General features: G+C 71.2%; 18 protein-coding genes. 5 read left to right on the top strand and 13 right to left on the bottom strand.

Annotated elements, in window-relative coordinates; translation table 11 throughout:
• Positions 1-129: 129 nt before the first annotated feature.
• Positions 130-753 carry a TetR/AcrR family transcriptional regulator gene (locus tag ACH4U7_RS39870; RefSeq protein ID WP_398532657.1) on the bottom strand — a complete coding sequence of 208 codons (624 nt, stop codon included), beginning with the start codon at positions 751-753 and terminating at the stop codon, positions 130-132.
• A 75-nt stretch (positions 754-828) separates the two neighbouring features.
• Here ACH4U7_RS39870 and ACH4U7_RS39865 point away from each other — a divergent pair, with 75 nt between their 5' ends.
• Together ACH4U7_RS39865 and ACH4U7_RS39860 are read left to right on the top strand one after the other, a co-directional pair.
• Entirely contained in the window at positions 829-1,260 is a 432-nt protein-coding gene (locus ACH4U7_RS39865) for a hypothetical protein (RefSeq protein WP_398532656.1), read from the top strand.
• 236 nt (positions 1,261-1,496) lie between these two features.
• Positions 1,497-3,107 (top strand): MFS transporter, encoded by a 1,611-nt coding sequence (locus ACH4U7_RS39860; protein WP_398532655.1) that lies wholly within the window; start codon positions 1,497-1,499, stop codon positions 3,105-3,107.
• Positions 3,108-3,156: 49 nt separating this feature from the next.
• Here the strand turns inward: ACH4U7_RS39860 and ACH4U7_RS39855 are convergent, their stop codons facing one another.
• A complete protein-coding gene (locus tag ACH4U7_RS39855) occupies positions 3,157-4,074 on the bottom strand; it encodes an MBL fold metallo-hydrolase (RefSeq protein ID WP_398532654.1) in 918 nt (305 codons plus the stop codon).
• A gap of 100 nt (positions 4,075-4,174) precedes the next feature.
• On the opposite strand from ACH4U7_RS39855, the gene ACH4U7_RS39850 reads away from it, so the two are divergent.
• Both ACH4U7_RS39850 and ACH4U7_RS39845 read left to right on the top strand, forming a co-directional pair.
• On the top strand, positions 4,175-5,239 hold the full coding sequence (locus tag ACH4U7_RS39850; RefSeq protein ID WP_398532653.1) for an AraC family transcriptional regulator: 1,065 nt from the start codon (positions 4,175-4,177) through the stop codon (positions 5,237-5,239).
• 246 nt (positions 5,240-5,485) lie between these two features.
• Complete coding sequence (locus ACH4U7_RS39845) at positions 5,486-6,604, top strand: ArsR/SmtB family transcription factor (RefSeq protein WP_398532652.1); 1,119 nt, start codon at positions 5,486-5,488, stop codon at positions 6,602-6,604.
• Here the strand turns inward: ACH4U7_RS39845 and ACH4U7_RS39840 are convergent.
• The 10 genes from ACH4U7_RS39840 to ACH4U7_RS39795 form a co-directional block, all read right to left on the bottom strand.
• Entirely contained in the window at positions 6,562-7,398 is an 837-nt protein-coding gene (locus tag ACH4U7_RS39840) for a carbohydrate ABC transporter permease (protein ID WP_398532651.1), read from the bottom strand. The genes ACH4U7_RS39845 and ACH4U7_RS39840 overlap by 43 nt on opposite strands.
• Positions 7,399-7,403: 5 nt before the next feature.
• A complete protein-coding gene (locus tag ACH4U7_RS39835; protein ID WP_398532650.1) occupies positions 7,404-8,414 on the bottom strand; it encodes a carbohydrate ABC transporter permease in 1,011 nt (336 codons plus the stop codon).
• Positions 8,415-8,422: 8 nt separating this feature from the next.
• Complete coding sequence (locus ACH4U7_RS39830; RefSeq protein ID WP_398532649.1) at positions 8,423-9,712, bottom strand: ABC transporter substrate-binding protein; 1,290 nt, start codon at positions 9,710-9,712, stop codon at positions 8,423-8,425.
• A gap of 113 nt (positions 9,713-9,825) precedes the next feature.
• Positions 9,826-11,112 carry a 4-carboxymuconolactone decarboxylase gene (gene pcaC, locus ACH4U7_RS39825; RefSeq protein ID WP_398532648.1) on the bottom strand — a complete coding sequence of 429 codons (1,287 nt, stop codon included), beginning with the start codon at positions 11,110-11,112 and terminating at the stop codon, positions 9,826-9,828.
• A 301-nt stretch (positions 11,113-11,413) separates the two neighbouring features.
• The gene (gene pcaB, locus ACH4U7_RS39820) at positions 11,414-12,775 is read right to left on the bottom strand and encodes a 3-carboxy-cis,cis-muconate cycloisomerase (RefSeq protein ID WP_398532672.1); all 1,362 of its coding nucleotides are present in this window, start codon (positions 12,773-12,775) and stop codon (positions 11,414-11,416) included.
• A gap of 85 nt (positions 12,776-12,860) precedes the next feature.
• On the bottom strand, positions 12,861-13,463 hold the full coding sequence (gene pcaG / locus ACH4U7_RS39815) for a protocatechuate 3,4-dioxygenase subunit alpha (protein ID WP_398532647.1): 603 nt from the start codon (positions 13,461-13,463) through the stop codon (positions 12,861-12,863).
• Positions 13,463-14,230, bottom strand: coding sequence for a protocatechuate 3,4-dioxygenase subunit beta (gene pcaH / locus ACH4U7_RS39810; protein WP_398532671.1), 768 nt, complete (start codon positions 14,228-14,230; stop codon positions 13,463-13,465). Before pcaH ends, pcaG begins: the two co-directional genes overlap by 1 nt.
• A 32-nt stretch (positions 14,231-14,262) precedes the next feature.
• Positions 14,263-15,459, bottom strand: coding sequence for a thiolase family protein (locus ACH4U7_RS39805; protein ID WP_398532646.1), 1,197 nt, complete (start codon positions 15,457-15,459; stop codon positions 14,263-14,265).
• 5 nt (positions 15,460-15,464) lie between these two features.
• A complete protein-coding gene (locus ACH4U7_RS39800) occupies positions 15,465-16,259 on the bottom strand; it encodes a CoA-transferase subunit beta (RefSeq protein ID WP_398532645.1) in 795 nt (264 codons plus the stop codon).
• Positions 16,256-17,089, bottom strand: coding sequence for a CoA transferase subunit A (locus tag ACH4U7_RS39795; protein WP_398532644.1), 834 nt, complete (start codon positions 17,087-17,089; stop codon positions 16,256-16,258). Before ACH4U7_RS39795 ends, ACH4U7_RS39800 begins: the two co-directional genes overlap by 4 nt.
• Before the next feature lie 232 nt (positions 17,090-17,321).
• On the opposite strand from ACH4U7_RS39795, the gene ACH4U7_RS39790 reads away from it, so the two are divergent.
• A complete protein-coding gene (locus ACH4U7_RS39790; RefSeq protein ID WP_398532643.1) occupies positions 17,322-17,759 on the top strand; it encodes a MarR family winged helix-turn-helix transcriptional regulator in 438 nt (145 codons plus the stop codon).
• 76 nt (positions 17,760-17,835) lie between these two features.
• On the opposite strand, the gene ACH4U7_RS39785 is transcribed toward ACH4U7_RS39790, so the two are convergent.
• On the bottom strand, positions 17,836-18,648 hold the full coding sequence (locus ACH4U7_RS39785) for an IclR family transcriptional regulator (protein ID WP_398532642.1): 813 nt from the start codon (positions 18,646-18,648) through the stop codon (positions 17,836-17,838).
• Positions 18,649-18,816: the final 168 nt, after the last annotated feature.

Raw genomic sequence — 18,816 nt, 5'->3', positions numbered from 1 at the left:
CTCGGGTACGGCTTGCGTTCACTCACCCGGTCACATCACCAGACCACCAACCGCGGACCGGCAGATTCCGCCCCACCGCCACACCATCAGGCGACGGCAGATCGACTCAAAGACTCACGAACCGCCCACTCAGGAGCCGTCCCCATCGTGGTCGACGAGGGCCGCGCCAGATGCCAGGGCGCGGGCGGCGTCGGCGAAGTACTGCTCGTCGGCACCGGGGGCGAGGCCGAGGAGAACGCCCTGGGTGAGGCCGACGAACAGTGCCCTGAGCCCGGTGACCAGACGTTGCGCCTGATGCGACGTCACCACCCGCCCGTTGTGTGATCTGCCGGTGAACAACGCGATCAGGTGGCTCTCCTGTGTCCGGACGGACGCGGCGAGCCGGGAACCCAGTTCGGGGTCGCGCAGGGTCATGTCCAGCAGGGTGATCTGCAGCGACAGGGCAGACAGCGCGTCGGGAGCGTCACAGCTGCGCCGGTAGTGCCGGGCAAAGGCGTCGACCGCTTCAAGGAGATCCATTTCGGCGGGAATCGCCTGTTCGACCTCTTCGTAGTGCGGCCGTAGGTAGTCGGTGACCAGGGCTACCACCAGGCCGCTCTTGCTGCCGAACAGCGAGTAGATGGCGCCGGTGGTCAGGTTGGCGCGCTCGGCGATCTCCTCCAGCCTGGCCCGGTACCCGTCTCGGGAGACGACCTGGAAGGCGGCATCCAGCAGGGCACGGCGGTTGCGTTCCTTGGTCTCCGCTCTTGTCATTCTCATAATCTCATTACACTAGTAATGAAGTTATCAAATTGGGGAGCAGGGTACAGGCGTCGGGGAGGAACGCTCATGACACAGGCTCAAGGTGCGACATCGTCAGCGACGCGCCGGTTGGTGGGGGCCGTCGCCGATGGTGTCGTCAAGGTGTTGCTCGGCGCCGCCTTCATCATCGGCGCTGCGCGGCTCGGCGATTGGCTCGGTGTGTCCGGCTGGCTGATGGTCGTCTCCGGCGTTGCCCTGCTGATCGGCGGCGGGGTCGAGATCAGGTATGTGCGCAGCCGCCCGATGTCCACATACACGCGGCTCATGGTCGCCTACGACAGCGGCTGGGTGCTGGCGGCGCTTGTCGGCCTGCTGATGGCATGGCGGGGCAGCGGTGCCGGGGGCGAGGTGTGGATCGGATACCAGACGGCGGCACCCATCGCGCTCGCAGCACTGCTGATGGCCTCCGCCCCCTCGCCGCCGACTCCGGATACCCGCACCATGAACCCGGCGGGCTGACCGGGGACTTCTGCCCCCGGCCGTGATTGACCGGAACTACGAGCCCCACGTGTTAGTCTCCGAGTCGGCTTCTCACCGTTGGGCCTCGCGCCTCGCCAACCAGCTTCCCCCGGGTCCGGATGACACGGGGAGGGTGGAAGTCACCTCACCACATCCTGGGAAGGGTGTTCTGTGATGGTGGCGACGTGCGTCCGTCGGCTCTTCCGGTTCTCCCTTCCCTCAGGGAGGTTTCCGGAGTGTCGGAAGTCAAGTCCGCGGTCACATCCGCGGAGCAACCAACCACACAGCGTCCGTGGCTGGTTCTCGCGATCATGTGCATCGGCTTCTTCATGTCGTTGCTCGACGGATCCATCGTCAACGTCGCCATCCCCACCCTGATCGACAGCCTTGACGCCTCGTACGACCAGGTGTTGTGGGTCATCGACGGCTATCTGCTCGTCTTCTCGGTGCTGCTGATCACCACCGGGCGGCTGGGGGACATCTACGGCTACCGACGGCTGTACGTGATCGGCATCGTCAGCTTCACCGTCGCCTCGGCGCTGTGCGGGCTGGCCGATTCGCCGGCCCAGCTGCTGGCGGCGCGGGCGCTGCAGGGGCTGGGCGGGGCGCTGCTGTTTCCGCAGGTCATTTCGTCGATCCTGACGATCTTCCCGGCACGGCAGCGCGGCCGCGCGTTCGGCCTGTTCGGGGCGATCGTGGGCTTCGCGCCGGTTATCGGCCCGGTTGTGGGCGGCTTTCTGCTCGCTCATCTCAGCTGGCGCTGGATCTTCTTCATCAACGTCCCGATCGGCATCGCCACCGCCGTGCTGGCGCTGACCTTCGCGCCGCCCATGCGCTCGGGCCGCACCCACCGGCTCGATCTGGTCGGCGTCGCGCTGGTCACCGCCGGGCTGAGCGGCATCGTGTTCGGCCTGATCGAGGGGGAGCGCTATGACTGGGGCACCATCGCCGGGCCGATCAGCATCACCTCGGTCGTCGTCGCGGGCGTCGTGCTGCTGGTGGTGTTCGTCCTCTGGCAGCAGCGGCAGCGGGAAGAGCCTTTGATGCCGCTGGCGTTGTTCCGGGGGCACAACTTCGCGGTCGGCAACTGGGTCGGCTTCGTCTTCCAGCTCGGCATGATCGGCATCATGTTCGTGCTGGTGCTGTATCTGCAGATGGCGCGCGGGTACTCGGCGCTGGAGACCGGGTTGGTGGTGCTGCCGAACGCCGTGCTCACCGCGGTCGGCTCCGCGTACGCCGGACGGCTGTCGGACAAGTTCGGCGGCAAGTACGTCCTGATGGCGGGGGTGACGCTGCTGGCCGTCGGCCTGCTCGTACTGGTGGCGATGGTCGGCCCCACCAGCGGTGCGTGGAGTCTGCTGCCCGGTCTGACCATCATCGGGATCGCCAGCGGCGCCACGTTCGCGCCCCTGCAGCAGGCCACCATGGACGGCGTCGACCCACGGCTGGCCGGGGCGGCCTCCGGCGTCTCCAGCACCACGCGGCAGATCGGCGGTGTCCTCGGCACCGCCGTACTGGGCGCCCTGCTGTCGGCCCGCCTCTCCTCGACGTTGCGCAGCGAGGCCGAGAAGCGCGCCGGTCGGCTGCCGGAGCAGCTGCGTACGCGGTTCATCGACGACAGCGCCGCCGCCGGGCAGCACCTCCGTCCGCCCACGGCGCCGGATGGTCTGACTCCGGCCGCGACCAGGCTGTACGAACGCGTCACCAGCGACACCTTCGCCACCGGCTTCGTGGGCGCCATGCGCACCACGTTTGTGGCGTGCGCCGTGGTCCTGGTGGCCGCCGCCTTGTTCTGCTTTTTGTTCGGCCCGGGGAGGAAGTCGACGGCCGAGACCGCGCAGGAGTGACCGGGTGATGGCGGTGGTCGCGGCCCGGTGGCCGCGACCACCGTCGGGCTCACCGCTCCATCGGTGATGTCGCCCACCGATCGAGAGCGAACCCGTCACCCTCCCGCCGGACCTCCACGGCCCCCGCTCCACCGAAGTGCGCGGGGATGACCAGCTCCCGTTCGTCGGCGGCCCGTTCGAGGATCCGGCGGCGGCTGCTCACCGCCTGCGCCGGGTCGAGGCAGAAGCAGCTGCTGAGGGAGGGGTGGAGAATCTGCACCGGGCTGTGCAGCAGATCGCCGACGAACACCGCCCGGTCGCTGCCGGAGGCGAGCCGCAGCACTGATGAGCCGGGCGTGTGGCCCGGCGCGGACTCCAGGGTGAGGTGCTGGTCGATGCGGTAGGAGTCGTTCCACAGGACGGCCTGACCGGCGCGGTGGATGGGCGCGACGCTGTCCTCGTAGATCAGCCGGTCGTCTTCGCGCAGGCCGTTCGCGTACGCGTTCTCCGGGCCGAAGTGGTGGTCGTCGGCCGCGGGGATGAGGTATTGGGCATGGGGAAAGGTCGGCACCCATGCCCCCTCGGCGTCCCTGGTGTTCCAGCCGACGTGATCGCCGTGGACATGGGTGTTGACGACGACGTCGACGTCCTGCGGGCGAACCCCGGCGCGCGCCAGGCGGTCGAGGAAGTCACCGCGCCAGTGGTGGAAGTGCGGCGAATCCGGCCGCTCCCGCCCGTTGCCCACCCCGGTGTCGATCAGGACGGTCCGCCCGCCGCTGCGCAGCACCCAGCTCTGCACGGCACCCACCACCCTGTCGCTGTCCGGATCCCAGTGGTCCGGCGCCAGCCATTCCTCGTTGTCCTTCCACACCTCGGCGGCCGCCTCCGGGACGAGGCCGCGGGTGGGGGCGAATGGCCCCTGCCACTCGGTGACCCGGATGACCTCGACATCGCCCAGCACGATGCTCTGCACGCTCTCGCTCTTCATGTTCTCGAACCTAGAAAGAGCGGTTGATCTTCTCAATGCTCATTGAGCTCAACCGAATACGCATCCGTCTCAGCCTTGAGTCCATCGATACCCTGGCCCGATGGATGTGGTGAGCGACGCGATCTCGACCGTGCGCCTCGGGCGGCCCTCCTCCAGCCGGGTGCGGGTGAGCGGGAGTTGGTGCACACGGCTCGCCCCGTATGACGGCGCGGGCTTCCATGTCGTACTGGAGGGCGGCTGCTGGCTGCTGCCCGACGGCGGCGCTCCGGTCTCGCTCGGTACGGGTGACGCGGTGCTGCTGCCACACGGCACGGGGCATGTGATCGCCGACTCTCCCGTGGACGCGGTGGCCGTGGAGCGGGCGGTGCCGTTCGAGCGATGGCTGGACGGGACGGTTCCGCGCCGGCCGGAGGCCGTTTCGGGCGAGATGGCGGGCGAGGTGGCGATGGTGTGCGGCAAGTACCGGCTCGACCGCAGTCGCGTACACCCGCTCATGGCGGAACTGCCCGAGGTCGTCCATCTGCCGAACCGCGTCGGCAGCCACCCCGAACTCCGGTCCATCATCGACCTGTTGGGCCGCGAGCTGGGAGGACAGCAGCCCGGCTCCTGCATGGCGATCCCCAGCCTGCTCGACCTCTTCCTCATTTACGTGCTCCGCTCCTGGATGGCCGAGGGCGCGTCCGGAGTCTGGCCGGGCGTTCTGGGCGATCCGGTGGCGGCCGCCGCGCTACGGGCGCTGCACTCCGACCCCTCCGCCCCATGGACCAACGACCGCCTGGCCACCGAGGCGGGCGTCTCGCGCCCCACCCTGGCCCGCCGGTTCACGGCCCTGGTCGGCCGCCCTCCGATGGCGTACCTCACCTGGTGGCGCCTGACCCTCGCCGCCACCCAGCTCCGCGACACAGCGGATCCCCTGGCCACCATCGCCCGCCGGGTCGGCTACGGCACCCCGTACGCCCTCTCCCACGCCTTCAGCCGGGAGTTCGGGACCAGCCCCGGGCGGTACCGGGCGGAGACCGCGGCGGGGCGTACCACGGCGGGACGTACCACACCGCGGGCGAGGGGGCGGCACCTGGCCGGGGGCCGCCCCCTCTCACTCCCCCCACGGGAGCCGTTGCCGCTCGCATCGGCTCAAGCGGCAACAGAAGTGCCCAGACGGCCGTAACACACTCGTCACCCCCCACGGGAACGAGCAAATCCGGTCGTGAGCACCGCCTGTTGAATTGCGGACGTCCCCCCGGGGGCCTTTCCCGGAGGCCGCGCTTTTCAACGGTGAACAGCATTCCGGCCCCGCACGGCTTGTCGCGCCCCGTTTCAACTCTGGCCAAAAGGACGTGGTCACTGACGGTGGCACCGTGCATACTCTTCCGTGGTCGGGGGGCGATCACGGGTGTCACTTGGTGGGGGTCCGGTGCTGCGTGTGCATTTCGGTGAGCTCGATCTGGCCCGGCTGCGGATGGCGATCCGCCCGGACGCGCTGTGGGAAACCGTTTTGAGTTTCCACCGGCTGCGGGAGCACCGGGCCGCCACCGTATACGGAGAATGGCGTTCACTGGCGCGAAATAGGCTTAACGGCGAAGCGCGGCTGCTCGCGCCGCTCATTCCCTCACGCGGCTATTTCCCCGACTTCCTCACCCCGGCCGAGGGCGGAATAGGCTGCGACAGCGGCATGGAAGCGCTGCGCGCCACCTCACAGACGCGGCTGCACACCGAGATTTCCCGCCTCCCGGCCGCGGCCCGCCTCCCCGGCTGGATACGCGACCTCGGCCAGGGCGAGCGGCGCTCGCTGGACCGTCTGACCGCCACGCTGACCTCCTACCACCACGCCGCCATCGCCCCGTACTGGCCGCGCCTGCAGGCCCGTATCGAGGCCGACCGCGCCGTACGGGGCCGCGCCCTGCTGGACGGGGGAGCCGACGGGCTGCTGGCGTCCCTGCCGCCCACGATGCGCTGGCGGCCGCCGGTCCTGGAGGTCGACTACCCGGTCGACCGTGACCTGGAGCTCGGCGGGCGCGGGCTGCTGCTCCAGCCGTCGTTCTTCTGCCGAAGAACCCCGGTCACCCTCTTCGACCCCGACCTGAGACCGGTGCTGGTCTACCCGGTCGAACACGCCCCGCGCCCCGCACCGCCGCACCCCCCGGCCCGCCCCGCCACGGCCCCCCGCGCCCGGCCCGTCGCCACACCCCGCCCCGCCCCTGCCGCCGTCCCGGGTCCTGGCGCCGGGGCTGCCCAGTCGCTGAGCAAGCTCGTCGGACAGACCCGCTCCGCCGTGCTCCAGGGCGTCGGCGGCGGCTGCACCACCAGCGAACTCGCCCGCCGCGTGGGCGTGTCGATCGCCTCCGCCAGCCAGCACGCCACCGTGCTGCGCGACGCCGGCCTGGTGCTCACTCTCCGCCGGGGCAGCGCCGTACTGCACACCCTGACCCCGCTGGGCGCCGCCCTGCTGCGCGGCGGCGCCCCCGCTCAGTCCCCTGCTCGGTCCCCCGCTCAGTCGTCGATGCCCGAGCGCTCCACGCCCGCGACGATGTAGCGCTGCAGGAAGAGGAAGACCACCAGCAGCGGCAGAATCGAGACGGCAGCCGCGACGAACAGCTCGTGGATGTTGACCGTCTGGGCGGTGGTGAACGTCGACAGGGCGACCTGCACGGTCCACGTGTCCCGGTCCTGGCCGATGACCAGAGGCCACAGGAACGCATTCCAGGCGCCGATGAAGACGATCGTGCCGACGGCCGCGAACACCGGTCGTGAGTTGGGCACCACGACCCGCCAGTACGTACGCCAGTAGCCGAGCCCGTCCACCCGCGCCGCGTCCTCCAACTCCCGGGGAAACCCCAGGAAGTACTGGCGGAAGATGAACGCCGCGAACGCGCTGAACAGCGTCGGCACCACCAGCCCGCGCAGCGTGGACACCCAGCCGAGCGAGGACACCAGGACGAAGGTCGGCACAAAGGTGACGGCCGCCGGGACCATGAGCGTGCCCAGGATCCAGTAGAAGACCACGTTCGCGTAGCGGTACGGGATCCGGGCCAGCCCGTACCCCGCGAGGGAGGCCAGCAGCAGCGTGCCCAGCGTCGTCGCCACCGCGATCAGCGAGGAATTGAGCAGCGCGTGCGCCATCGGCACATTCGGGTCGTCGAACAGCTCGCCGATGTTGGACCAGCGCAGCTCGCTCGGGAAGAACGTCCACTCGGCGGAGGTGATGTCCTCCTCGCGCGACAGCCCGTTGCGCACCAGCAGATAGAAGGGGATCAGAAAGAGCAGCGCCAGCGCGATCAGCAGGACGAGCCGCAGCGCGCGGCCGACGCGTACGAGGGGTTCTCTCATTCCGGTCAGTCCTCCTTCCGGCCGAGCCTGAACCAGCGGGCCTGAGCCACCGTCACCACCGCGATGATCAGCGCCAGGATCACCGCACCCGCGCTGCCCATCCCCAGGTTCTGCCCCTGCCCCAGCGCCGTGTAGTACAGGTACACCAGCGGCGGACGGGCATACGGCGGATAGCCGCGCGAGTCCGAGAGCAGGTTGTAGAACTCGTCGAATGCCTGGAACGCGTTGATGACCAGCAGCAGCGTCACCGCGATCGACGTCGCCCGCAGCTGCGGAAAGGTGATGTACCGGAAGACCTGCCACCCCGGCCGCGCCCCGTCCACCGCCGCCGCCTCGTACAGGCCGCGCGGGATGCGCTGCAGCCCGGCCAGGAACAGCACCATGTAGAAGCCCGCCTGAAGCCATAGCCGTACGGTCACGATGACCAGCCAGTACCAGGGCGGGTCGGTCGTCGACAGCCAGGCGATCTGATCCGCGCCGAACCAGCCCAGCACGGTGTTGGCCAGCCCGAACCGCACCCCGTTGAAGATCGACATCTTCCAGATCAGCGCCGCCACGACATACGAGCACGCCACGGGGAGGAAGAACACCGACCGGAAGAACGCCTGCGCCCAGCGCAGCCGGTTGACCATCAGCGCGAGGGAGAGCGAGAGGAGGTAGGTGGCCGGGACGATGAAGGCCGTGAAGACCAGGAAGGTGACGAGGCTGTCGGTGAAGGCGTCGTCCCGCAGCATCGCCGTGTAGTTGTCCAGGCCGACGAAGTCGGTCGGCGAGACCGTGTTGTGCGCGTCGAAGAAGCTGAGGTAGACGCTCCATGCCAGTGGTACGTAGGTGAACAGGCTGAGCCCGATCGCGAACGGGCCGACGAAGACCCAGAACCACAGCGTGCGGTTCTGCTTGCCCAGCAGCCTGTGCCGCAGGGTGCGCGACGTACCGGGGGCGGGCTGCCTGTCCTGAAGCGTGTGCGAAAGCGTGGCCGGTGTGGTCTGAGTGTTCTGCTGCGCGTCCTGCGCCATCGCGGGCGTCAGCTCTTCTTCTGCACGCGCCGCAGCTCCGCGCCCACCTTGCGCACCACGTCCCGCAGCTCCTGATCCGCGCTCGCGCCGTCCTTGATGATCCGGCTGAGCGCGTCCTGGTACGCGGTCCGGCTCGCCGGGGTCCACAGCAACGGCTCGGCGAAGCCGTGGTCGGTGGCGTAGCGCACCGCGTCCCCGGCCGCGCCGCCGCGCAGCTTGTCGGCCTTCTTGGCGAGCGAGATCCGGGCCGGGATGTGGAAGCCGTACGACAGCGCGAAGTCCTCCTGGTACTCCGTCTTGTCCACCCACAGCCACTTCACGAAGGCCTTCGCCTCCTCCTTGTGCTTCGCCTTCGCGCTGACCGCCGCGCCATACGCCCCGACCGGCACCGACGGCTTCCCCGCCGACCCGTCCTTCGGGAACGGCAGCACCCCGAAGTCATCGCCCAGCTCCTTCTTGACCGCCGGCAACGCCCACAGGCCCGACCACTGCATGGCCGTGAGCCCCTGGATGAACGCCGAAGGATCCGACCAGTCCGAGGGCGCGCCGAGCAGCAGCGACTTGTCCGCGTACAGCCGGTGGATCTTCTCCAGCGCGCGGGCGGCGGCCGGGTCGTCGAAGCCGACCTTGCCGTCGTCGGTGACCAACTGCAGCCCCGCGGCCTGCAGCGGGGTGCCGCCGAGCACTCCGGCGCCCCCGTCATTGCCCAGGAACAGCCCCTTGGTCTTCTTGTCCGTGAGCTCCTTCGCCGCGTCGACCAGCGCGTCGAGCGTCTGCGGCGGCTCCACGCCGGCGTCCTTCAGCAGGCTCTTGCGGTAGTAGAGCAGCTGCATGTCGACGACCTGCGGAACGCCCCAGATCTTGCCCTCGTACGTCTTGGGGGCCAGGACCGCCTGGTTGAAGTCGTCCTTGACGCCGTCGAGGAGGTCGGTCAGATCCACCACCTGGCCGCCCTGGATCTGATCCAGCGTCGGGCCATTGGCCTCGAAGACGTCCGGGCCGGACGCGGTGAGCAGCGCGGCGGCCGTCTGCTGGTCGTAGTTCCCCGGCCGCCACTGCACCTCGACCTTGGCCTTGCCGGTCTTGCCGTACGCGGCGGCGTACCGCTTCACCGCCCGCTCGGTGCCGTCCTCGCCGTACTGGTGGTACCACTGCTCGATGACCGGCTTGCCGCCCGAATCATCCGACTCCCGCCCGGTGTTGGAGCCGCACGCGGCGGCCAGAACCCCCGTCAGAGCCAGGCTCCCGCCGGTGCCGAGCAGTCGTCTGCGGCTGATGGAGTTTCGGTTGACGGACATGCTGTGCCCCCTTGTGCCATCGCTGCCTGTGGCCGGATCGTGCAAACAACCACCGTACCGACCCGATGATCAACCATGGGGGTGTATTACGACAGGGGTGTTGCGGCGGTATGTCAGCTGCTCTGGCCAGAGTTTGACGGTCCGTCGGCGGCGTAGCCGTCCATCTCGTCGAAGACCCGCTGGGCGGTGGTGAACGCGGAGTTCGCCGCCGGAACGCCGCAGTAGACCGCGCTCTGCAGCAGCACCTCGCCGATCTCCTCACGGGTGAGGCCATTGGTGAGGGCGGCCCGGATGTGCATGGCCAGCTCCGCGTCGTGGCCGTGGGCGATGAGCGCGGTGAGGGTGATACAGCTGCGGATGCGGCGGTCCAGGGCGTCGCCGGTCCAGATCTCGCCCCAGGCGTAGCGGGTGATGAAGTCCTGGAAGCGGGCGGTGAAGGGGGTCGTACGGGCGATCGCGCGGTCGACGTGGGCGTCGCCGAGGACGGCGCGGCGGACGGCGAATCCGGCGGCGCGGTGGGAGGCGTCGTTGCTGGCGCTGACGTTGACTTCTGCGTCCGTGTCAGTGTTCGCGTTCGTGTCGGTGTCGGTGTCGGTGTCGGTGTCGGTGTCCGCGTCCGTGGCTGCCCCTGCGGCAAAGTGCGCGAGCAGCGCGGCCGTAACCGGCTCCGGCCGCTCCACCCCGGCCAGATGCGCCGCCCCCGCCACCTCCAGCAGACTCGCCCCCGGCACCGCGTCCGCGATCTCGCGGGCGTGCGCGGGCGGGGTGGCGGGGTCGTCGCGGCCCGCGACGACCAGCGTGGGCACGCCCGTGATGGACGGCAGCGCGGAGCGCAGATCGTACGAGGCGAGGGCGTCGCAGCAGGCCGCGTACCCCGCGCGGTCGCAGGCCCGCAGGTCCGCCAGCAGTGCGACGGCGCGGGGCGAGGCGGCGAAGCGGTGCGAGAACCAGGTGCCCGGCCGGCTCGCGACCATCGCCTCCGTACCCTCGGCCCGTACGAGCGCGGCCCGCTCGCGCCAGGCCGCGGGCTCGCCGAAGCGGGCCGAGGAGCAGATCACGGCAAGCGATTCGACCCGCTCCGGGTGGTGCGTGGCCAGATACAGCCCGACCGCCCCGCCGATCGAGATCCCCGCGTACGCGAACCGCTCCCACCCCTGCGCGTCGGCGAGCCGCAGCACGAGGGCCGCGAGGCCGCCGATGGTGGCGCTGCCGTCGGAGGGCAGCAGCCCGGCGGGGGAGCGGCCGTGCCCGGGCAGATCCCAGCGCAGCACGCGGTGCGTACGGGCGAGGGCGGGCAGTTGGGGCTCCCAGACGGCGAGGGAGGTGCCGATGGACGGGCCGAGGATGAGGGGCGGGGCGGTGGCGGGGCCGTCGAGGAGGTGGTGGGGGAGGACAGTCATGGGAGGCGCTCCGGGCGGGGGTTGAGGGGGGAGGGGTGAGGGTTGTCAACTGCTCGCTGGTGAGCGTGCACGAGGGTGGTGCAACTCGATCGTGTGATGGTCGGCTTCCGGGCTCGCGGCGTTGTGGGCTGTTCGGGCTACGTTGGTCCTGCGATCTGGGACGCCGGGTACGGCGTCAGCGTGCGGGGCCCCTGCTCCACCGGAGTGATGGTTCGGGGCCTCCCCGTCGCCTCTGGCCGTACCAAGACCGTTCGGGGCGTGCGGCTGAGCGGACTCACTCCTGCTCAGTCCACAGGAACGGTTACGCGTCGCCGGGCTGCGGCGAGCCGGGGCCGCCGTCCGGGTCCGGGCGGCGGAGTGCCCGGTCGACGAGCGCGGCGGCGGCGCCGGTGTAGCGGGCCGGATCCGTCAGCTCCCGCAGCCGCGCCTCCGAGAGCACGTCCGCGAGCCCCGGCACCTCCGCCAGGGTTCCGGCCAGCGCCGCCGCCAGCCCGACGCACTCCTCCCCGGCCCGTCGGGACGCCGACGTCAGCAGCTCCTTCGCGCGCGAGCGGCCGACGAGGGGCGTGAGCGCGGCGGCGATCCGCTCGCTGACGATGAGGCCGTCGGTGAGCGCGAGGTGTTCGCCCATCCGGTGCGGGAACACCCGCAGGCCCTCCGCCAGCTCGGCGGCCTCCCGCGCGGCCCCGCCCGCCAGCCGCAGCAGCTCGCGCAGCGGCTGCCACTCGGCGTGCCATGCCCCGGCGGGCCGCTCGTCCTCGGCGGCGAGCGAGCCGAGGAGCGTGGCGGCGAGCCCGGGGGCCTGCCGCGCGGCGGCGGCGATCAGCGTGGCGCGGACGGGGTTGCTCTTGTGCGGCATCGCGGACGATCCGCCCCCGCTGCCCTCGGCGACCTCCCCGATCTCCGTCCGGGACAGCACCAGGACATCCGCCGCGACCTTGCCCAGGGCACCGACAGTGAAGGCGAGCGCGGTCCCGAGGTCGGCCACGGGGGTACGCAGCGTGTGCCACGGCAACCCGGGCTCGGCGAGCCCCAACTCGTCGGCAAACCGCGCCACGAGCTGAACGCCGAGGTCATCGCCCGCCGCGCCAGTCACACCGGCGCCCTCCGCCAACGCCGCGAAGGCCGCGAACGCCGCCAACGTACCGGCCGCGCCCCCCAATTGGGCGGGCGGGCGCAGCGCGGTGAGGCGGTCCTGGGCGTCCAGGGTCAGGGCGCGCCAGCCCGCTGCCTTCAGGCCGAAGGTGGTGGGTACGGCGTGTTGGGTCAGGGTGCGGGCGGGCATGGGGGTGGTGCGGTGGGTGGTCGCCAGGTGGCCGAGGGCCGTGGCCGTGTGGGCCAGGTCGGCCAGGATCAGCGGCAGGGTGCGGGCGGCGACCAGCATGGTGGCGGTGTCCAGGATGTCCTGGCTGGTCGCGCCGCGATGGACGTACGCGGCCGCCTCCCGGTCCGTACGGGCCACCGCCGCCGTCAAGTCGGCGACCAGCGGGATGACCGGGTTGCCCCCGGCGCGGGCCCGTACGGCGAGGTCCCGCACGTCGTACAGCTCGGCCCGCGCCACGTCCGCCACTGCCACCGCCGCCGCGCCGGGCGCCTGCCCGAGCGCGGCCTGCGCCCGGGTGAGCGCGGCCTCCGCGTCCAGCATGGCCTGCACAAACGCCAGGTCCCCGGTGGCCTCCTCGACGGCCGACCCGACCCGGACCGGCGACAGCAGTCCGCTGTCGTCGGCGGAAGCAGCCGCGTGGGAGCTAGCGGAACTCAAGGAAGACCGTCTCCCCCTCGCCCTGGAGGCGGATGTCGAAGCGGTACGTCCCGGGCTGCGGGCCGGCCGTGGCCACCAGGGTCTCGCGGCGGGCCGGGGGGAGCGAGGCGAGGAGGGGGTCGGCGGCGTTGGCGGTGGCGTTTTCGGGGAGGTAGACGCGGGTGAAGAGGTGGTGCAGCAGGCCGCGGGCGTGGACGCAGACGCTGATGTAGGGGGCAGGGGAGGGGGCGCCCGGGGGAAGGGTGCGGGCGGTCCAGTGGCCGTCGGCGTCCGTGGGGATCCGGCCGAAGCCGGTGAAGTCCACTCCGTTGCGTCCGGCGTAGCCGCCGGTCACCGGGTCGCGGCGGATCGAGCCGGGGGCGCCGGACAGGGAGCCGTCGGGGCCCGCCTGCCAGAGTTCGACCAGGGCGTCGGGGACGGGGGCGCCCACGCCGTCGTAGACGTATCCGTGCAGGGTGATCGCGTCCGCGCGCCCCGCCGGGGCCATGTCTCCGCCGCCGGTGAAGGGCAGTGCGTAGCCGTAGAAGGGGCCGACGGTGTGCGAGGGGGTGGGGGACAAGGGGAGTTGTCGGGCGGGCTGCGTGGGCATCAGCGGCCTTCCTCGATCCAGGTGGCGGACGGCCCGTCCAGGACGATGTCCCAGCGGTAGCCGAGCGACCATTCGGGCTGGGACAGCGTGTGGTCGTACGTCGCGACCAGCCGCTGCCGCGCCCGCTCGTCGGCGACCGACTGGAGGATCGGGTCGTAGGCGAAGAGCGGATCGCCGGGGAAGTACATCTGGGTGACCAGGCGCTGGGTGAACGCCGTCCCGAAGAGGGAGAAGTGGAGGTGCGCGGGGCGCCAGGCGTTGACGTGGTTGCGCCACGGATACGCGCCCGGCTTGATGGTGGTGAAGGTGTAGCTCCCGTCGTCGCCGGTGAGGGTGCGGCCGACGCCGGTGAAGTTGGGGTCGAGCGGGGCGGGGTGCTGGTCGCGCAGATGGGCGTAGCGGCCGGACGCGTTGGCCTGCCACAGCTCGATGAGCTGTCCGCGCACCGGGCGGCCCCGGCTGTCGAGGAGCCGCCCGGAGACGGTGATGCGCTCGCCGAGGGGTTCGCCCTGGTGCTGGACGGTGAGGTCGTTGTCGGTCGCGGTGATGTCGGTGTGGCCGAAGACGGGCGTGTGCAGCTCGACGGTCTCAGGGTCGCCCTCGACGGTGACGAGCGGCTGCCTGGGGTGGCGCAGCAGGCTGCTGCGGTACGGCGGGAAGTCGCGCGGCGGGTGGTGGGCGGCGGGCGCCCCGTCGGCGCGGGCCTTGCCGTACTCCTCGTGGAGCGCGGCCAGTTCGCCGTCGATGTCGGACTGGGTGAGGGGCACCTGAGGTATCTGGCTGGGCATCTCGGTCACCATTACCTTTCGAGTACGAGCGCGAGGCCCTGCCCGACGCCGATGCACAGCGTGGCCAGGCCGACCCCGGAGCCGGCGGCGGCGAGTTGGTGGGCGACGGCCCCGGCGAGCCGGGCGCCGGAGGCGCCGAGGGGGTGGCCGATGGCGATGGCACCGCCGCGCGGGTTGACGAGGTCGGGGTCCAGGTCCGGCCATTCGGCGAGGCAGCCCAGCACCTGCGCGGCGAACGCCTCGTTGAGCTCCAGCGTGGTCAGGTCGGCGAAGGTACGGCCGGCCTTGGCGAGCGAGCGGTTCACGGCCTCGACCGGCCCGAGGCCGAAGTACTGCGGCTCGATGCCGGTGACGGCGGACGCGCCGATCCGGGCCAGCGGCTCGCGCCCGGTGGCCCGCAGCCCCTCCTCGTCGACGAGCAGCAGCGCGGCCGCGCCGTCGTTCAGCGGCGAGGAGTTGCCGGCCGTGACCGTGCCGCCGTCCTTACGGAAGGCGGGCTTCAGCTTGGCCAGGGACTCCAGCGATGTGTTGTCGCGGATGGTCTCGTCCCGGAGCAGGTCCACGCCCTCGTACGGCACGACCTCCGCGTCGTACGCCCCTTCCTTCCACGCCCGTACCGCCTTCTGGTGGCTGGTGAGCGCGTACGCGTCCTGCGCCTCGCGGCCGATGCCGTGCTTGTCGGCGACCAGCTCGGCGCCCTCGCCGAGGGCGACGGTCCACTCGGGCGGCATATCGGGGTTGGTCATCCGCCAGCCGAGGGTGGTGGAGTACAGCTGCTGGTGCCCGGCCGGGAACGCCCGCTCCGGCTTGGGCAGTACCCAGGGGGCGCGGCTCATCGACTCCACGCCCCCGGCCAGCGCGATATGCGCATCGCCGACGGCGATGGCGCGGGCGGCCTGCAGCACGGCCTCCAGACCGGAGGCGCACAGCCGGTTGACGGTCGCGCCGGGCACGCTGACGGGGAGGCCCGCCAGCAGGACGGCCATCCGGGCCACATCGCGGTTCTCCTCGCCCGCGCCGTTGGCGTTGCCGAAGTAGACGTCGTCGATGCGGGCCGGGTCGAGGTCGGGGGTACGGGCGAGGAGGGCGCGTACGACATGGGCGGCCAGGTCGTCGGGGCGTACGCCCGCGAGTGCGCCGCCGTACTTGCCGACGGGAGTGCGGACGGCGTCGACGATGTAGACCTCGCGCAGAGTGCCGTTGCTCATCTGTATCAAGCGTCCTTTCCGCAGCTCTTTCCGGCGTTCTTGAGGGCGCGCAGCGCGGCCAGCTCCCGCGGCGTCGGCGGCTCGGTCGCGCCGAGTCCGTCGCTCACCCGCAGCTCCCAGCCCGTGGCGGCCCGTACCTGCTCGACAGATACCCCCGGGTGCAGCTCGGTCAGCACCAGCTCCGCGGTCGCCGGGTCGGGGCGCAGCACACCGAGGTCCGTGATGACGGCGACCGGACCCGCGCCGGGCATGCCGAGCTTCTTGCGGTCGCCGGGGCCGGCGCCGTGGCCGAGGGTGGTCACGAAGTCGAGCTTGGGGACGAAGTTACGGATGGAGTGGCGCAGCACCATCAGCACCTTGCCGCAGTTCGAGGCGATCTCGGGGGCGCCACCCGCGCCCGGAAGCCGCCCCTCCGGCTTGTCCGGGCCGCGGCCCACGACCGTGGTGTTGATGTTGGCGTAGCGGTCGACCTGCGCCGCGCCCAGAAAGCCGACGTCGATCCGGCCGCCCTGGAGCCAGTAGTTGAACATCTCCGGCACCGGCACCACGGCGTCCGCGGTCTCCGCGAGCTCGCCGTCGCCGATGGACAACGGCAGCCGGGTCGGCTTGGAGCCGATCGTCCCCGACTCGTAGATCAGGACCAGGTCCGGATTGACCGTGGCGCGGGCGAGGTTGGCGGCGGTGCTGGGCAGGCCGATGCCGACGAAGCAGGTCCTGGCGCCGGCGAGCGCGCGGGCGGCGTTGACCTCCATCAGCTCGTCGCGGGTGAAGTCGGGGGTTTCGGTGGTGGCTGTGGTCATCGCGCGGCAGCCTTCGCGCCGCTGTGTTCGTTCCGCACGTGCTCCTCGATCCATCGCGTGAACGCCTCGCGGTCGCGGGCGATCGGGTCCCATGCCTGGTAGAAGGCGTTGTCCCGGACGGAGTAGCCGGAGGCGTACGAGGGGTGGGCGCCGCCGGGGACCTCGGCCACCGCGTCGATGACCCAGGTGGGCAGGACGACCCCGCCCGGCCGTGGCTCCAGCGTGTCGACGATCTCCTCCACGGTCACCAGGACCCGGTCGGCGGCGAGCGCGGCCTCCTTCTGTACGCCGGTCAGCCCCCATAGCTGGACGTTGCCGCTCCGGTCGGCCTGCTGGGCGTGGATGACCGTGACGTCCGGGTTGAGGGCCGCGACCGCGGCCAGCTCCTCGCCGGTGAAGGGGCATACGACGGTGGAGACCGTCTCCGTACGAGTCGGGATGTCGCTTCCCCGGTAACCGCGCAACACGGCGAACGGCAGCTTGGACGCGCCCGCCACATAGCGGTTGGCCATGCCCGCGTGGCTGTGCTCGTCCAGCTCCAGGGGGCGCGGCCAGCCGTTCTCCACGGCGTCGCGGAAGCGGTGCAGCGACCCGACGCCGGGGTTGCCGCCCCAGGAGAAGATCAGCTTGCGCACCAGTCCGGCGCCGATCAGCTGGTCGTAGATGACGTCGGGGGTCATCCGGGCGAGGGTGAGGTCGGTGATGCCCTGACGGATGATCTCGTGCGCGGCGGCGTACGGGATGAGGTGGGTGAAGCCCTCCATCGCGAGGGTGTCCCCATCGTGGACCAGGTCCGCCACGGCGTCGTGCAGGCTTCGGATGTCGGCCATCGTCACTCCGCGGTGCTCGCACATCTGAGCCCAGATGCTCAGTGTGCTGATTATTTTTGTCGTCCCAGAACGCTGTCATCGTCAAGGGGGCTCAGTCAAGAGAGTCTAGGAAGAAACCTTGGCGCTCGACACGGGTGCTTCCGCGGGGCAGAATTGTTCAGTGTACGAATCAAATGCGGGGTGCGCGCAAGAGGTGCGCGCAGGAACCGGACGCGGAGAGGGGCGACGGGGTATGGGCGGGGTCGATCTGAGTACTCATCCCGGGCACCTGGCCCGCCGGCTGCAGCAGGCACACTCCCTGCTGTGGGGCGCGATGGTCTCGGAGGAGACGACCTCGCCGCAGTTCGCGGTGCTCAACGCGCTCGTCGAGAAGCCGGACATCGACCAGCGCACCCTCAGCGAACATGTCCACCTCGACCGCTCCACCATCGCCGACCTCGTGGCCCGGCTGGCCCGGCGGGGGCTGGTCGAGCGGGTGCGTGACCCGCGCGACGGGCGGCGCAATGTGCTCAAGCTGACGGATGAGGGCGTACGCGTCCACCGCAAGCTGGTGACGCGTACGGCGCGGATGAACCGGGTCTTCCTCGCGCCGCTGGATGAGGGGGAGCGGGAGACGCTGCTGCGGCTGATCGCGCGGGTCGCGGACGCGGCGGAGGAGTTGCGGGCGTAGGCCGTCCTGCCCGCTGCGGCGGTGGCTCTGCCTGCCGCGGCCGTGGGTGGCGCTGTCCGTTGCGGGCGTGGGGCGCCTACCCGCGCAGGCCGCCGAACCCTCCGCTTCCCCCGACCGCACGGGCCGCCATCGTCAGTGAGTTGACGAAGCGTGGCAGCCGCTCCGCCGTGAAGCGGGCCGAGGGGCCGCCGAAGGACAGCGCCGCGACCACCTCGCCGCCCCGCGCCCGTACCGGGACGGCCACCGCCGACAGCCCCTCCTCGTGCTCACCGTGGCTGACCGCGTACCCGTTGTGCAGCGTCTCGGCCACCCAGCGGCGTAGCGTCGTGGCGTGGTCCGGGCCGTGCGGGGAGCGGCGGGCGACCCGGTCGAGCAGCGTGTCGTCCGCCCCGAGCAGCAGCACCTTGGACGGGCCGCCCGCCCACAGCGGCAGTTCGTCGCCGACCTGGACGACATGGCGCAGCGCCTGCGGCCCCTCCTCCTGGGCGATGCAGATGCGGTGTACATCGCGCCGTACGTACAGGTGCACCGTCTCCCGGTGCTCGGCGGCCAGTTCGCGCAGCGCCCGGCGGGCGGGGGCGGGCAGCCGCCAGCCCTGGTCCGCCATGCGGACCCAGCGCAGGAAGGCGGGGCCGGCGGTGTAGCGGCCGTGTTCGTCCAGCCAGAGCAGTCCGTTGAGGCGCAGGGTTTGAAGGATCCGCAGCACGGTGGTCTTGGGCAGGCCGCTGGTGGTGACGATCTCGCGGAGGGACAGCGCGGGGCGGTGCTCGTTGAACAGCTCCAGGATGTCGATGGTCCGCTGGACCGTCCGCATCCCCCGGGCCTCGCCGCCCTCCTTCCCTTCCTTGCCGTCCTGGCCGTCCGTGCCGCCCGTGCTGTCTTCGCTCATACCGCTGCTCCTCGCCGTTCGGTCCGCTCGGCGGACCTGTCCAGGCCCGATAGGGACGCCCAGTATGGACCGAGGTCCGCTGTGCGGACCAGGGCCGGAGCGGGGTGGGTAAGGGCTTTCTGGCTTGTCAGGCCCGGGTTTCCGGCCGGGCCGTCCGTTTTACACCGT

The organism is Streptomyces sp. NPDC020845 (assembly GCF_044334165.1).
GTDB lineage: Bacteria > Actinomycetota > Actinomycetes > Streptomycetales > Streptomycetaceae > Streptomyces.
The sequence above is the reverse complement of the archived record's forward strand: the minus strand, read 5'-3'. Positions and strand labels throughout refer to the sequence as shown.

Excerpts from the sequence above, each read along its gene's own strand:
- ACH4U7_RS39870 (WP_398532657.1), bottom strand. The coding sequence starts at position 753 with ATGACAAGAGCGGAGACCAAGGAACGCAACCGCCGTGCCCTGCTGGAT.
- ACH4U7_RS39865 (WP_398532656.1), top strand. The coding sequence starts at position 829 with ATGACACAGGCTCAAGGTGCGACATCGTCAGCGACGCGCCGGTTGGTG.
- ACH4U7_RS39855 (WP_398532654.1), bottom strand. The coding sequence starts at position 4,074 with ATGAAGAGCGAGAGCGTGCAGAGCATCGTGCTGGGCGATGTCGAGGTC.
- ACH4U7_RS39850 (WP_398532653.1), top strand. The coding sequence starts at position 4,175 with ATGGATGTGGTGAGCGACGCGATCTCGACCGTGCGCCTCGGGCGGCCC.
- ACH4U7_RS39840 (WP_398532651.1), bottom strand. The coding sequence starts at position 7,398 with ATGAGAGAACCCCTCGTACGCGTCGGCCGCGCGCTGCGGCTCGTCCTG.
- ACH4U7_RS39835 (WP_398532650.1), bottom strand. The coding sequence starts at position 8,414 with ATGGCGCAGGACGCGCAGCAGAACACTCAGACCACACCGGCCACGCTT.
- ACH4U7_RS39830 (WP_398532649.1), bottom strand. The coding sequence starts at position 9,712 with ATGTCCGTCAACCGAAACTCCATCAGCCGCAGACGACTGCTCGGCACC.
- pcaC (WP_398532648.1), bottom strand. The coding sequence starts at position 11,112 with ATGACTGTCCTCCCCCACCACCTCCTCGACGGCCCCGCCACCGCCCCG.
- pcaG (WP_398532647.1), bottom strand. The coding sequence starts at position 13,463 with ATGCCCACGCAGCCCGCCCGACAACTCCCCTTGTCCCCCACCCCCTCG.
- ACH4U7_RS39805 (WP_398532646.1), bottom strand. The coding sequence starts at position 15,459 with ATGAGCAACGGCACTCTGCGCGAGGTCTACATCGTCGACGCCGTCCGC.
- ACH4U7_RS39800 (WP_398532645.1), bottom strand. The coding sequence starts at position 16,259 with ATGACCACAGCCACCACCGAAACCCCCGACTTCACCCGCGACGAGCTG.
- ACH4U7_RS39795 (WP_398532644.1), bottom strand. The coding sequence starts at position 17,089 with ATGGCCGACATCCGAAGCCTGCACGACGCCGTGGCGGACCTGGTCCAC.
- ACH4U7_RS39790 (WP_398532643.1), top strand. The coding sequence starts at position 17,322 with ATGGGCGGGGTCGATCTGAGTACTCATCCCGGGCACCTGGCCCGCCGG.
- ACH4U7_RS39785 (WP_398532642.1), bottom strand. The coding sequence starts at position 18,648 with ATGAGCGAAGACAGCACGGGCGGCACGGACGGCCAGGACGGCAAGGAA.